We start from the raw sequence: 12,958 nt of genomic DNA on the forward strand, positions 1-12,958 counted from the left end.
GGGCGACGCGGGCTCCAACGGCTGCGGGTGGTGGGGGTGGGCTTAGGGGCCGGCGCTAAGGGCCAGGAAGCGGACGGGGCCCGGAGCGGGCCCGACCGGGCGGAGTTTTGCCTCCATGGTTTTTCGACCCATCCGCCGGCGTCCAGCGTTAAGTCTTTGTGACGGTGATGGCGGGTGGCATTCTCCCGATTCAGGAAAAACGCGCCGCGCGCATGAGGTTAACCCACAAAATCATGGCGAATTTATAGTCTGCCTTGCGGTACCCGTAACCCCCTCTTGCGTCCAACCCCCTTCGGCAGGTCTTTCTCCCGACCCTGCCAATAGCTATATTCCGCTCCGTGAAACCCGGTCCCGGCGCCGATGCGTCAGGGGGCGGGCTTTTGTTTTTGGGCCATCGCCAGGCGCACGTCGCGTTTTTGGACCGGGCCCCAGCTTCGCGGGATTAGCGTCCAATGGATATGCGTAACATCGCCATCATCGCGCACGTCGACCATGGCAAGACCACCTTGGTTGACGTGCTGCTGCGCCAGTCGGGCGCCTTCCGCGACAACCAGCAAGTCGCCGAGCGCGCCATGGACAGCAATGACCTGGAACGTGAGCGCGGCATCACCATCCTGGCGAAGTGCACCAGCGTCCTGTGGGAAGGCACCCGCATCAACATCGTCGACACCCCCGGCCACGCCGACTTCGGCGGTGAGGTGGAGCGTATCCTGAGCATGGTCGACGGCGTCATCCTGCTGTGCGACGCCGCCGAGGGCCCGCTGCCCCAGACCAAGTTCGTGCTGGGCAAGTCGTTGAAGCTGGGCCTGAAGCCCATCGTCGTCATCAACAAGGTGGACCGTTCCGACGCCCGCCCCGACGAAGTCCACAGCGAAGTGTTCGACCTGTTCGCGGCACTGGACGCCAGTGACGAGCAGCTGGACTTCCCCACCCTGTTCGCCTCGGGCCGCAACGGCTGGGCGGCGGAAAGCCTGGATGCCCCGCGTGAGGACATGCGCCCGCTGTTCGAGCTGGTGCGCCGTCACGTGCCGCCCCCCAAGGTCGACGTTGACGCCCCCTTCACCATGCTGGCCACCACCCTGGAAGCCAACCCCTACCTGGGGCGCCTGCTGACCGGCCGCATCCAGACCGGCGTCGCCCGGGCCAACATGGCCATCAAGGCGATGAGCGCCGACGGCAAGCTGATCGAGCAGGGCCGCATTTCCAAGCTGCTGGCCTTCCGGGGCCTGGAGCGCGTGGGCGTGGAAGAGGCGCAGGCGGGTGACATCGTCGCCATCGCCGGCCTGACCAAGACCACCGTGGCCGACACCATCTGCGAGCCGTCGGTGACCGAGCCGCTGGCCGCCCAGCCCATCGACCCGCCGACCCTGGCGATGACCTTCAGCGTCAACGACAGCCCGCTGGCCGGCCGCGAAGGCGACAAGGTCACCAGCCGCATGATCCGCGACCGCCTGATGCGCGAGGCCGAGGGCAACGTCGCCCTGCGCGTCCGCGAGACGGAGAACGCCGACGCGTTCGAGGTCGCCGGCCGCGGCGAACTGCAGCTGGGCATCCTGATCGAGAACATGCGCCGCGAAGGCTATGAGCTGTCGATCTCCCGTCCCCGCGTGCTGCTGAAGACGGACGAGAACGGCCAGCGCATGGAGCCGATCGAGGAAGTCGTGGTCGACGTGGACGAGGAATTCTCCGGCGCTGTCGTGCAGAAGATTTCCGAGCGCAAGGGCGACATGCTGGAGATGCGTCCGTCCGGCGGCGGCAAGGTGCGCCTGGTGTTCCACGTGCCCTCGCGCGGCCTGATCGGCTACCAGAGCGAGTTCCTGACGGATACCCGCGGCACCGGCCTGATGAACCGCCTGTACCACGGTTACGCCCCGTACAAGGGCCCCATCCAGGGCCGCCGCAACGGCGTGCTGATCTCCAACGGTGAGGGTGAGGCCGTGGCCTACGCCCTGTGGAACCTGGAAGACCGTGGCCCGATGATGATCGAGCCGGGCGCCAAGGTGTACCAGGGCATGATCATCGGCGAGCACAGCCGCGGCAACGACCTGGAAGTGAACGTCCTGAAGGGCAAGCAGCTGACCAACATCCGTGCCGCCGGCAAGGATGAGGCCGTGCGCCTGACCACCCCGATGGACATGTCCCTGGAAAAGGCCCTGGCCTACATCGAGGACGAGGAGCTGGTGGAAGTGACGCCGAAGTCCATCCGCCTGCGCAAGCGCCTGCTGGACCCGACCGACCGCAAGCGCGCCCAGAAGCAGGCCGAAGCCGGCTGATCGCCGACCTTGCCGGTTTGATTGCGTTTGAAACCCCGCCCACCATTCCAGTGGGCGGGGTTTCGTTTTTTGGGGCGGCCGCCCCTACGCGCGGTTGGGCAACGATATTTTCGCCTGGGGCGCCGTCTCCGGCAGGACGGGGGCGGGCCCCTCGTAAGTGACGTCGGTGGAGAGGCTGACCGCTTTCCACGCCGCCAGTTGGGCCGAGCGCTCAGCATCGGCCAGGCTGAAGAAATGCATCGCGTCACTGCCCAGCAGCAGGTGCGGGGGCAGGGTGGGGTGGTCGGCCAGGCGCAGGATCAACTGGGCGACTTTGGCCGGATCGCCGGCTTCATTGCCGATGTAGGGCTTATACATCTCCATGAAGGCGCCCACGGTGGGCTGGTAATCGGGCCATATCGCTGGCATGTCACGCAGGGAGCGGGGTCCCCAGCCGGTACGCATGCCGCCGGGCTCCAGCGCGCAAATCTGGATGCCCAGCGCGTTGAGTTCCCCCGCCAGCACCTCTGTCAGGCCGCTCACGGCCCATTTGGCCGCCTGATAGGCGCTGAGCCCCGGCCGGCCCACCCGCCCGCCGACGGAGGACACCTGCAGGATGTGGCCGGATCTCTGGGCCCGCATCACGGGCACCGCCGCATGGGTGACGTTCACCACGCCCATCAGGTTGGTCTCGATCTGCGCCCGGAAGACGTCCAGGTCCATCTGCTCGAACGGGGCGACGTCGGCATAGCCGGCATTGTTCACCACCACATCCAGGCGGCCGAAGGCCTTGACCGTCTGGGCCACGGCGTCATGGGCGGCCGCGGCGTCCGTCACGTCCAGCGCCAAGGGGCGCACCCGATCGCCGTACCGGGTATGAAGATCGGCCAGCCGCTCGGGCTGGCGGGCGGTGGCGACCAGGCGGTGGCCGGCGGCCAGAATCGCCTCGGCGATGTCGCGGCCCAGGCCGGCGGCGCTGCCGGTGACAAGCCAAACCTTGGAAGTGTCGGTCATGATCGGTCCTTCGTGGGTGATAAGATTATGAGTGATCAATCACTCATTTTTGCGACAAAAAGGTCCAGCCTCCGCCTACGCTTCGACCGTCAGCGGCCGATGGCGTGCCAGAGGGCGTCGAAGCCGGCGGCGCGGTAGTTCTCGGCGCTGTCCGGCCGCCGCAGGATGAAATCCATGGTGGTTTCGGCCAGCGAGGCCAGGATGGCCGCGGCGAAGTCGGGTGGTTGTTCCCGCATCAGGTCTTGGGCCACACCCTCACGCACCATGTCCTCGATGCGGGCGAACCCCTCGCTGCCCAGCGCCCGGGTTTCGGTCGCCAAGCGGTCCGACACGATCAACTGCGCCAGCGTCCGGCGCTTGGCGGGATTGTGGACCCCCCAATCGACATAGCGGTCCCAGATGTGGCGCAAGCGGTCACGGAGGGGGGCGTCGGCGGGATAGGTCGCCATCATGGCTTGGCGCAGTTCCGCCTTCAGCCCCAGGTACAACTGGTTCAGCAGCAAATCCTTGGTGGCGAAATAGGTGAACAGCGTGCCCTCCGCCACGCCGGCCAAGCCGGCAATGCGGGCTGTGGGGGCGCCCAGGCCCTGATCGGCGATGATCTGGACGGCGGCCGCCAGGATGGCGTCGCGTTTCTCTTCGCTTTTGGGCCGGGCCATGAGTTGAACACGCAGAGGTTAAAGAGTGAGTGCGCACTCAATATAGCTTCCTTAAGCGCTGGGCGCCAGTGCGCGGCGTCACAGAGGATCGCGCGCGCCTCATTTGATCCGAATCAGCGCGGATGGGACGCGTGCAAGTTAAGTTTCCGGGTGAAGGACGTAATGTGGCGCAAGGGTGTTTCGCGCTCTGGTGGTGTGGCGGTTGGCGAGCATGCTTGCGCCCGGATTGGTAAATGGCCAAGACTAGGAACCGGGGATGGCCAAATGCCGCCCCACCGGAATTTCCACCGCCTTTTCCCGCCGGCCCCGTTAACCTTGACAGGGGCGCCGGCGGGGAGAGGGCCGCCCCAGGATCGACGGGGCATGAAATCGTTCGGGAAGAGAGGAAACATCATGGTCGAAGTGGTCATCGCCGGTGCCGTGCGCACGCCCATCGGCAGCTTCAACGGCGCGCTCAGCAGCCTGACGGCCGTGGCCCTGGGCACCGTGGCCGTCAAGGAGGCGCTGGCCCGCGCCCACGTCGACGCCGCCGAGGTGTCCGAGGTCGTGCTGGGCCATGTGCTGAAGGCCGCCACCGGCCAGAACAGCGCCCGCCAGGTGTCCGTCGCCGCCGGCGTGCCGGTGGAGCGGACCGCCTACACCCTGGACCAGGTCTGCGGGTCCGGCCTGCGCGCCGTGGCGCAGGGCTTCCAGGCCATCCGCCTGGGTGAGGCCGAGGTGGTGGTGGCCGGCGGCATGGAAAGCATGAGCCAGGCCCCGCACGCCATCCACCTGCGCAACGGCACCAAGATGGGTGACGCCAGCATGGTGGACACCATGATCAAGGACGGCCTATGGGACGCCTTCAACAACTATCACATGGGCACCACGGCCGAGAACGTGGCCAAGAAGTGGGAAATCAGCCGCGAGACGCAGGACGCCTTCGCCGCCGCCAGCCAGCAGAAGGCCGAGGCGGCGCAGAAGGCCGGCCGCTTCAAGGATGAGATCGTTCCCGTCACCGTGCCTGGCCGCAAGGGCGACGTGGTGGTCGAGGCCGACGAATATCTGAAGCCCGGCACCACGGCCGAGACCCTGGCCAAGCTGCGCCCCGCCTTCGCAAAGGACGGCACGGTCACCGCCGGTAACGCCTCCGGCATCAACGACGGTGCCGCCGCCGTCGTGCTGATGACCGCCGAGAACGCCGCCAAGCGCGGGGTCAAGCCGCTGGCCCGCATCGTCTCCTGGGCCACCGCCGGCGTCGACCCGTCCATCATGGGCACGGGGCCGATCCCGGCCAGCAAGCTGGCGCTGCAGCGTGCCGGCTGGACCGTGGCCGACCTGGACCTGGTGGAGGCGAACGAGGCCTTCGCCGCGCAGGCCTGCGCCGTGAACAAGGACATGGGCTGGCCCGAGGACAAGGTGAACGTCAACGGCGGCGCCATCGCCCTGGGCCATCCCATCGGCGCCTCGGGCGCCCGCGTCCTGGTGACCCTGCTGCACGAGATGCAGAAGCGTGACGCCAAGAAGGGCCTGGTCACGCTGTGCATCGGCGGCGGCATGGGCATCGCCCTGTGCGTGGCCCGCGACTGAGTGATGCGGTTGCGCGGCCGGAATTGATCTTTTCGGCTGCGCAACCACCTAGATTTTACCTTGGGACGGGGCGATATCGTCGCGCCGGTCCGGGGCTGGGGGGCCGGATGCCGATCCTCCTGAAGCGTGACGCTCCATGGTCGTATTCTGACTCGTGAAAAAAGGGGAGGACTAGATGACAGCGCGTGTTGCATTGGTGACGGGTGGTACCCGCGGCATCGGTGAGGCCATCTCGGTGGCGCTGAGGGACGCCGGCTACAAGGTTGCGGCCAACTACGGCGGCAACGAGCAGAAGGCGCGCGAGTTCACGGAGCGGACGGGCATCCCCGCCTATCGCTTCGACGTGGCGAATTTCGAGGACGTGCGTCATGGCATGGGCAAGATCGAGGCCGACCTGGGCCCGATCGAGATCATCGTCAACAACGCCGGCATCACCCGTGACGGTGTGTTGCACCGCATGACCTTCGAGCAGTGGAACGAGGTCATCCAGACCAACCTCGCCTCCTGCTTCAACACCTGCCGCGTGGCCATCGACGGCATGCGGGCGCGCGGCTTCGGCCGCATCGTCAACATCGGCTCGATCAACGGCCAGGCCGGCCAGTACGGCCAGGTGAACTACGCCGCCGCCAAGTCCGGCATCCACGGCTTCACCAAGGCCATGGCCCAGGAAGGGGCGGCCAAGGGCGTGACCGTCAACGCCATCGCCCCCGGCTACATCGACACCGACATGGTGCGCGCGGTGCCGCCGAACGTGCTGGAAAAGATCGTGGCCAAGATCCCGGTCGGCCGTCTGGGCAAGGCGGAGGAGATCGCCCGCGGCGTGCTGTTCCTGGTGGGCGACGATGCCGGCTTCATCACCGGCTCCACTCTGTCCATCAACGGCGGCCAGCATATGTATTAAGAGATCCCTCAGGCGCCGGGCGGCCACATCCGTGGCCTTGGCTCGTCCTCGCGTTTCAGTCCGCTACGCTCCTCAAAACGCTCCGGCGGCCGCGGTCGTGGCCTAGGAAATTTGGGAAGCGGAGGGCGCGCGAGGTGTTGGCCTGGCGGGTGGGCTTTGAGGTATGACGGGGGCGGGTCCGGCGACGGGCCCGCCCTTCGTCTTTGGTGCCCTCATGACCAAGCAGCCCACCGCCTCGCCGCACCTCTATCCCGACCAGCCCCGCGTGGGGGTGGGCGTGCTGGTGTGGAAGGGGGACCAGTTGCTGCTGATCCGCCGCGCCAAGGCGCCCCTGGCGGGGGAGTGGTGCCTGCCCGGCGGCAGCCAGGAGTTGGGGGAGACCCTGTTCCAGACGGCGGCGCGCGAGGTGCGCGAGGAAACCGCCGTCGCGTGCCGTCCCCACACCGTGCTGACGGCGGTGGACGGCATCACCCGCGACCCACGGCCTTCCGGCGCAGGGCCGGCGGTGGAGCCGCGCGTGCGCTTCCACTTCACCATCGTGGAGATCATGGCGGAGTATGTGGGGGGTGAGCCGGAGGCAGGCGACGACGCGGCGGCGGCGCTGTGGGCCGACCGGGAAACCTGCGAGCGGCTGGTGACCTGGCCGTCGATCAAGGCGGTGGTGGATTTGGGCTGGGCGGCACGGGCGGCGGCCGGTTAAGATTCCCTGTGATATCGAGGCAAGGGGCGGGGCATGGTTGATACGGCAGCGGATGATAGAGTGGCGGCCGGCGGCACGGCCGCGCGGCGGGCGACGCTGATCGGTGCGGGGGCCATCCTGCTGTGGTCGACGCTGGCGCTGCTGACCACGCTCACCGGGCCCATCCCGCCCTTCGAGACCGAGGCGGTGGCCTTCGCCGTCGGCGGCCTCATCGGCATCGTCTGGATGATGGCGCGCGGCCGCTCGCCCTGGGCGGCCCTGCGCCAGCCGCCGGTGGCCTGGGTACTGGGGGTGGGGGGGCTGTTCGGCTATCACTTCCTGTATTTCCTGGCGCTGAAGTCGGCGCCGGCGGCGGAGGCCAACCTCATCAACTATCTCTGGCCCCTGCTCATCGTGCTGTTCGCCGGCCTGCTGCCGGGTGAACGGCTGGGCCGGCGCCAACTGGCGGGCGCCCTGGTCGGCCTGGCCGGCACCGGCCTGCTGGTCACCGGCGGCCGGGGCCTGAGCGTGGACCCGGCTTATCTGCCGGGCTTCCTGGCGGCGGCGGGGGCGGCCGTCACCTGGGGGGCCTATTCCACCCTGTCGCGCCTGCTGGGGGCCGTACCCACCGATGCCGTGGCCTTCTTTTGCCTGGCCACCGCCGCCCTGTCCGCCCTCTGCCATGGCGCGCTAGAGGCGACGGTGGTGCCCGACGCCGGGCAATGGACCTTGCTGGCCCTGATGGGCCTGGGGCCGGTGGGCGCCGCCTTCTTCGTCTGGGACATCGGCATGAAGAAGGGCGACATCCACACCCTGGGCGCGCTCAGCTACGCCACGCCGCTGCTGTCCACCCTGTTGCTGATTCTGGCCGGCCGGTCCCAGGCCAGCGGCGTGGTCGCGGCCTCCTGCCTGCTCATCATCGCCGGCGCCGTCATCGCCAGTTGGAAGCCCCGCCGCTGGAAGGCTCCCGTTTGAAGCCCTGCCAGCACTGACATTTTTCGCTCACATACCGCTTGCGCAAGCCCCCCGCATCCGCTAGGGTCCGCGCCGCTTCGCCAGCCGGCCCCTTTCCCGTTCGACAGCAAAACGGGGGCCGGACACGGGAATGGATACGGAGAGGTGCCGGAGCGGTCGAACGGGGCGGTCTCGAAAACCGTTGATCCAGCGATGGATCCGTGGGTTCGAATCCCACCCTCTCCGCCATTCCCTTATAAATCAGCGTAAGATGTCAGACGGCGCCCTGTTGCCTTGGCAAGGCGCATGCCGCAACTCACGGCAATCTCTTGCAGAAAATTGGGTTAATAGACTCTCCCGGGTCGCTATGGCCGTTTAGGGGCGGCACGACGCTGTCTGGCGGATCGGCGGCGGATACCGGGTCGTCCGTGCATGATCGCTAACGCTTTGGCACAGTGAGTGTTTCAGCGCCCGATCAGTAATCGGATTTGCAGGAAAGCGGGGGCTCGACCTCCGCTTTCTTGCGATTTGGGGATCCCCTTTTGGGCCGTTTCGTGATTCGATTCCCCCTGTGAACAGCGGTGGGAACAGGCCATGTCACGACCACGGGATACCCGACAGAAAGACCTTCTGCGTCCAGCCCTGGACCAGATCATCGACCTGAAGCATCCACTGGTGGTGCTGGCGGGGAAGATCGACTGGGGCTTCCTGGAACAGCGTCTGGGCGGTGTCTACAAGGGCGGCCCTGGCCAGCCGCCGCTGCCGGTCCGGCTGATGGCGGGCCTGCTGATCCTGAAGCACATGCACAATCTGTCCGACGAGGTGCTGACCGCCCGCTGGGCGGAGAACCCCTATTTCCAGTTCTTCTGCGGCGAGGAGGTCTTCCGCCACGACCTGCCTTTCGACCGGTCGTCGATGTCCCGCTGGCGCCAGCGTCTGGGCGAGGAACGGCTGGCGGCACTGATCCAGGAGAGCCTGCGGGTGGCCCAGGCCACCGGCGCCCTCAGCACCAAGGACTTGGCGCGGGTGGCGGTGGACACCACCGTCCAGCCCAAGGCCATCGCCCACCCCACCGACGCCCGCCTGACCCACAAGGCCATCGAGAAGTTGGTCGCCTTCGCCAAGGACAACGGCATCACGCTGCGCCAGAGCTATCTGCGCGTGGCCAAGAAGGCCGCCATCATGGTCGGCCGCTACACCCACGCCCACCAGCACAAGCGGGCCAATCGCCAACTGAAGTTCCTGCGTACCCGCCTGGGCCGCCTCATCCGCGACATCAACCGCAAGATCGCCGCCAAGGGGGACGCCGAGGCCCCGGAACTCCTGGCCCACTATGGCCCCTTACGTGACCTGGCCATCAAGATCAGCATGCAGACCCAGCGCCAGCGCGGGCAGAAGGTCTATTCCCTCCACGCCCCCGAGGTCGAATGCATCGGCAAGGGCAAGGCCCGCGCCCCCTACGAGTTCGGTTGCAAGGTCAGCGTCGCCGTCCCCATCACCAAGCCCAAGGGAGGGCTTTTTGTCCTCCATGCCCAGGCCATCCACGGCAACCCCTTCGACGGACACACCCTCGCCAAGGCCGTCGCCGACATCAAGGCCAACACCGGGCGCGATCCAGACCGGGTCCACGTCGACAGGGGCTATCGCGGGCACGACCATCCCAACAAGTTCAAGGTCTGGATCACTGGCCAGGTCCGCAGAACCACCGCCGCCATCAAGCGGGAGATGAAACGCAGGGCCGCCATCGAACCCATCATCGGACACCTCAAGGCCGAGCACCGCATGGGACGAAACTACCTCAAGGGACGCAGCGGCGACCGCATCAACGCCGTCCTCGCCGCCGCCGGCTTCAACTTCCACCTCCTCGTCAGGTGGCTCAAATACCTTTGGCGTGCCCTCTTCCTGGCTCTCCAAGTCCAAAGCAAAATGGCCCTGATCAGCTCCAATTGAGCCAATCAGCACCATTCTTCACAGGCGACGATACCGGATTAGGCGGGTGTGGCGTCTGCGGTTTCACTATGCTGATCACGCCCGCAATATCGGCAAATATTGGCGTCCGCCTTTATCAGCTCGGCGCAGTGCGGGCATTTTTTCATTCCATTATCCAGTTGCCGCTGCTCGACTTCCGCGACGTTCGGCGAGATCAGCAGTGCATGGATCAAAGCAATGATGAAGAATGCGACGCCATAGAGCCACCACAGGAAAAATGAGCGACCTTTACTGTGGGCGATGTAGCCGGGAATAACGCCGATCAAGGCGGAAATGGCGAGTATTTCAAACATTTCTACACCTTATCTGTCAAATTCCTTGCCATCGGTGGAAACTGTGTACAGCCATTTGCTGTAGGGAAGGCGAAGGTAGATAGTCGCGTTTTGGGCCACCGTGCCCAGCAGCATGCTGCGGCATAGCAGGCTGACACCACCTTGAACGCGCTCGCACATCGCATCAGCGCTATCGATGAACTGCATCTTGTTCAGCCTGGAAATAACCAGGGTTTTCCCGTCAGGAATGGCACCGATGGGCTGAATCACGAATATTGTTATCTGTGTGCATAGGATGGCCACGATCAGGACAATGATCGCCAGCCCGCCAAGGATTATGGCTTTCTTTTTATTCATCCGCCCCTATGCCTACCTCCACGGCCCGTTTATTTCCGAAACTTATGTGCTTGGCGCGAGCGGGCGTTCGCAGCACATATCGGAACATAGGCAGAACGAAGAGTCAACGAACATTCCCGTTTTTGGTGTGTGTCCGATCATTTTGCAAAAGACGGCGCGCATCATCCCAATGGCAGGGAACGGCCCTCCACAATCAGGTCCACAGGGTTTGACAGATGGCCGGAGCGCCAGCCGGCTTATCCATCCAAAGTCCATCCTGCCTTCCTTCCTCATTCGCGCCATGCTGTCCCCCCAGCAGGGGAGCCAGCAGGGGAGGATGCTCATGGGCAGGGTGGTGGCGGGGTTGGCGTTGCTGCTGCTGCTGCTGCTGGCGGGGGCGGCCCAGGCCGGCGCCGTGCCGGTGGGGGCTCCTGCCACGGCGGTGTTCGACGTGCAGTTCGTCAACACCTCACCGGCCGACACCACGTCGGAGGAGACGGCGCGGGTGGCGCGGCTGGGGGCGGCCTTGCGGGCGGCGCTGGCGCGATCGGGGCGCTACACCCTGGTGGATATGGCGCCTTGGGCGGCGGCACTGGCGGCGAAGCCCGCCCCGCGCGATTGCCCGCCCTGCGCTCTGGAGATTGCCGGCCGGGCAGGGGCCACGGTGGCCGTGATCGCCTGGGTGCAGAAGGTCAGCAATCTGATCCTGAACCTGAACATCAGCATCCGCGACGCCGCCACCGGCCAGGTACTGAAGGGCGGCAGCGTCGACATCCGGGGCAACACGGATGAGTCCTGGGACCGGGGGCTAAGGTTCCTGCTCGAGGAACATGTGTTTGAGGAGTCTCGCTAGTTCCCTCAATCGGCGGGCGGGCCCATCCGGGCCCTTGCCTTATCCTCGATTTCCAGTCCGCTTCGCTCACCGGAAATCTCCGGCGGCCGCGGTCGCGGCCTAAGTTCAGATCGGCTGGTCGACGGAGGTGGCCAGCGGGGTGAACAGCGTGGGTCCCGTCTCCGTCATGTGCCAGCAATCCTCCAACCGGATGCCGAACTCACCAGGGATGTAGATCCCAGGCTCGTCGGAGAAGCACATGCCGGGCTCCAGCGGTGTGGCGTCGCTCAGCACCAGGTAGGGGGATTCGTGGCCGTCCAGGCCGATGCCGTGGCCGGTGCGGTGAGACAGGCCGGGCAGGCGATAGCCCGGGCCCCAGCCCTCCGCCTCGTAATAGCGGCGCACCGCCTTGTCGATGTCACCCACCGGAATGCCCGGCTTGGCGGTTTCCAGCGCGATCTCCTGCCCGCGCTTCACCGTGTTCCACACCGTGCGCTGGCGGGTGCTGGGGGTGCCGAAGACCCAGGTGCGGGAAATGTCGGACTGGTAACCGTGCACGGCGCAGCCGCAGTCGAGCAGCACGGTGGAGCCGTCCCGCACCACCTCCGGCTGGAGGGAGCCGTGGGGATAGGCGCTGGCCTCGTTCAGCAGCACCAGGGAGAATTCAGGCCGCCCGCCCAGGGCCGCCGTGGCGGTGTCCACCAGGGCGGCAATGTCGGCCGCGCGCATGCCCGGCCGCACCTGGGCGTGGGCGTACCGTAGGGCGGCCAGCGTCACGTCATTGGCCACCTGCATCAGGGCCAGTTCCGCCGGCGATTTGTGCATGCGGCAGGCCCGCACCAGATCGTCGCCGGACACCAGGTCGTAATCCCGCGTCACCTGGCGGATGCCGTCGATGATGAAAAAGCGGGTCGTGGGCTCCACCGCCACCGTCCCCGCCGCCTTACCCCCCACTGCGCCGCTGTCCTTCAGCGCCTGGGCCAGGCGCTGGAAGGGGCTTTCATGCTCCTGCCAGGCGCGGACGTCGCCGCCCACCTGCAGGGTTTCGCGCACCGACGGTTCCTCGAACGCCGGGGTCACCACGATGACGGGCCCCTTGGCCGGGATCACGGCGGCGGTGGTCCGTTCGGAGCGGTGCCAGCGGATGCCGGTGAAATACTCCAGGCTGGATCCGGATTCGACCAGGAAGGCGCCAATGCCGCGCCGCGCCATCAGGTCCTGCAGCTTGGCGATACGGGCCTGCCGCTCCTCCACCGTGATGGGCTTGGCCCCGGTGGTCAGGGATGTCAGGGCGGCGAGGCCGCCGCCTGTGGCGGCCATGGCCCCCATGGTGCTGGCGGTAACGGCCGAGACCGACAAGGGCAGGGCGGAGGCGGCGGTGAGGAGGAGGCGGCGGCTGAGCATGGTGACGCTGTCCCGGAGGGTTTCCGCGCCGGCCTTGTGCGGCCGGCGGTTCGCCCTCCGTCCTATCACAGCGCATCCGCCCTTTCCCGCCTTTCCC

At 66.6% G+C, this 12,958-nt stretch carries 12 protein-coding genes and 1 tRNA gene; 8 read left to right on the top strand and 5 right to left on the bottom strand.

The window, feature by feature from the left end; genetic code table 11:
- Positions 1 to 452 precede the first annotated feature (452 nt).
- Entirely contained in the window at positions 453 to 2,273 is a 1,821-nt protein-coding gene (gene typA / locus UCD39_RS21785; protein WP_145729886.1) for a translational GTPase TypA, read from the top strand.
- Positions 2,274 to 2,357: 84 nt separating this feature from the next.
- Here the strand turns inward: typA and UCD39_RS21790 are convergent, their stop codons facing one another.
- Positions 2,358 to 3,266, bottom strand: a complete 909-nt coding sequence (locus tag UCD39_RS21790) for an SDR family NAD(P)-dependent oxidoreductase (protein ID WP_330497852.1) — start codon at positions 3,264 to 3,266, stop codon at positions 2,358 to 2,360.
- 89 nt (positions 3,267 to 3,355) lie between these two features.
- Positions 3,356 to 3,925 (bottom strand): TetR/AcrR family transcriptional regulator, encoded by a 570-nt coding sequence (locus tag UCD39_RS21795; RefSeq protein WP_330497853.1) that lies wholly within the window; start codon positions 3,923 to 3,925, stop codon positions 3,356 to 3,358.
- A 393-nt stretch (positions 3,926 to 4,318) separates the two neighbouring features.
- Between UCD39_RS21795 and UCD39_RS21800 the strand changes: the two genes are divergently transcribed.
- The 6 genes from UCD39_RS21800 (at position 4,319) to UCD39_RS21825 (ending at position 9,978) form a co-directional block, all read left to right on the top strand.
- Positions 4,319 to 5,494 (top strand): acetyl-CoA C-acetyltransferase, encoded by a 1,176-nt coding sequence (locus tag UCD39_RS21800; protein ID WP_330497854.1) that lies wholly within the window; start codon positions 4,319 to 4,321, stop codon positions 5,492 to 5,494.
- A gap of 175 nt (positions 5,495 to 5,669) precedes the next feature.
- The gene (gene phbB, locus UCD39_RS21805; RefSeq protein WP_322482736.1) at positions 5,670 to 6,395 is read left to right on the top strand and encodes an acetoacetyl-CoA reductase; all 726 of its coding nucleotides are present in this window, start codon (positions 5,670 to 5,672) and stop codon (positions 6,393 to 6,395) included.
- Between the two features lie 214 nt (positions 6,396 to 6,609).
- Positions 6,610 to 7,095 (top strand): NUDIX hydrolase, encoded by a 486-nt coding sequence (locus UCD39_RS21810; RefSeq protein WP_330497855.1) that lies wholly within the window; start codon positions 6,610 to 6,612, stop codon positions 7,093 to 7,095.
- A 33-nt stretch (positions 7,096 to 7,128) separates the two neighbouring features.
- On the top strand, positions 7,129 to 8,049 hold the full coding sequence (gene yddG / locus UCD39_RS21815; protein ID WP_330497856.1) for an aromatic amino acid exporter YddG: 921 nt from the start codon (positions 7,129 to 7,131) through the stop codon (positions 8,047 to 8,049).
- A 138-nt stretch (positions 8,050 to 8,187) separates the two neighbouring features.
- Positions 8,188 to 8,277 (top strand) — tRNA-Ser (locus UCD39_RS21820).
- 345 nt (positions 8,278 to 8,622) lie between these two features.
- On the top strand, positions 8,623 to 9,978 hold the full coding sequence (locus UCD39_RS21825) for an IS5 family transposase (RefSeq protein ID WP_330497857.1): 1,356 nt from the start codon (positions 8,623 to 8,625) through the stop codon (positions 9,976 to 9,978).
- A gap of 38 nt (positions 9,979 to 10,016) precedes the next feature.
- Here UCD39_RS21825 and UCD39_RS21830 read toward each other — a convergent pair whose 3' ends face one another.
- Positions 10,017 to 10,310, bottom strand: coding sequence for a zinc ribbon domain-containing protein (locus tag UCD39_RS21830; RefSeq protein WP_330497858.1), 294 nt, complete (start codon positions 10,308 to 10,310; stop codon positions 10,017 to 10,019).
- A gap of 9 nt (positions 10,311 to 10,319) precedes the next feature.
- Complete coding sequence (locus UCD39_RS21835; RefSeq protein WP_330497859.1) at positions 10,320 to 10,646, bottom strand: hypothetical protein; 327 nt, start codon at positions 10,644 to 10,646, stop codon at positions 10,320 to 10,322.
- A 322-nt stretch (positions 10,647 to 10,968) separates the two neighbouring features.
- On the opposite strand from UCD39_RS21835, the gene UCD39_RS21840 reads away from it, so the two are divergent.
- On the top strand, positions 10,969 to 11,478 hold the full coding sequence (locus tag UCD39_RS21840) for a DUF3280 domain-containing protein (RefSeq protein WP_330497860.1): 510 nt from the start codon (positions 10,969 to 10,971) through the stop codon (positions 11,476 to 11,478).
- A gap of 105 nt (positions 11,479 to 11,583) precedes the next feature.
- On the opposite strand, the gene UCD39_RS21845 is transcribed toward UCD39_RS21840, so the two are convergent.
- Positions 11,584 to 12,861, bottom strand: a complete 1,278-nt coding sequence (locus UCD39_RS21845; protein WP_330497861.1) for a M24 family metallopeptidase — start codon at positions 12,859 to 12,861, stop codon at positions 11,584 to 11,586.
- Between the last annotated feature and the right edge of the window lie 97 nt (positions 12,862 to 12,958).

The sequence above is a fragment of the Nitrospirillum karajorum genome (assembly GCF_036348415.1).
Classification (GTDB): domain Bacteria; phylum Pseudomonadota; class Alphaproteobacteria; order Azospirillales; family Azospirillaceae; genus Nitrospirillum; species Nitrospirillum amazonense_B.

Excerpts from the sequence above, each read along its gene's own strand:
- UCD39_RS21795 (WP_330497853.1), bottom strand. The coding sequence starts at position 3,925 with ATGGCCCGGCCCAAAAGCGAAGAGAAACGCGACGCCATCCTGGCGGCC.
- UCD39_RS21840 (WP_330497860.1), top strand. The coding sequence starts at position 10,969 with ATGGGCAGGGTGGTGGCGGGGTTGGCGTTGCTGCTGCTGCTGCTGCTG.
- phbB (WP_322482736.1), top strand. The coding sequence starts at position 5,670 with ATGACAGCGCGTGTTGCATTGGTGACGGGTGGTACCCGCGGCATCGGT.
- UCD39_RS21830 (WP_330497858.1), bottom strand. The coding sequence starts at position 10,310 with ATGTTTGAAATACTCGCCATTTCCGCCTTGATCGGCGTTATTCCCGGC.
- UCD39_RS21800 (WP_330497854.1), top strand. The coding sequence starts at position 4,319 with ATGGTCGAAGTGGTCATCGCCGGTGCCGTGCGCACGCCCATCGGCAGC.
- yddG (WP_330497856.1), top strand. The coding sequence starts at position 7,129 with ATGGTTGATACGGCAGCGGATGATAGAGTGGCGGCCGGCGGCACGGCC.
- UCD39_RS21790 (WP_330497852.1), bottom strand. The coding sequence starts at position 3,266 with ATGACCGACACTTCCAAGGTTTGGCTTGTCACCGGCAGCGCCGCCGGC.
- UCD39_RS21810 (WP_330497855.1), top strand. The coding sequence starts at position 6,610 with ATGACCAAGCAGCCCACCGCCTCGCCGCACCTCTATCCCGACCAGCCC.
- UCD39_RS21835 (WP_330497859.1), bottom strand. The coding sequence starts at position 10,646 with ATGAATAAAAAGAAAGCCATAATCCTTGGCGGGCTGGCGATCATTGTC.
- UCD39_RS21825 (WP_330497857.1), top strand. The coding sequence starts at position 8,623 with ATGTCACGACCACGGGATACCCGACAGAAAGACCTTCTGCGTCCAGCC.
- UCD39_RS21845 (WP_330497861.1), bottom strand. The coding sequence starts at position 12,861 with ATGCTCAGCCGCCGCCTCCTCCTCACCGCCGCCTCCGCCCTGCCCTTG.
- typA (WP_145729886.1), top strand. The coding sequence starts at position 453 with ATGGATATGCGTAACATCGCCATCATCGCGCACGTCGACCATGGCAAG.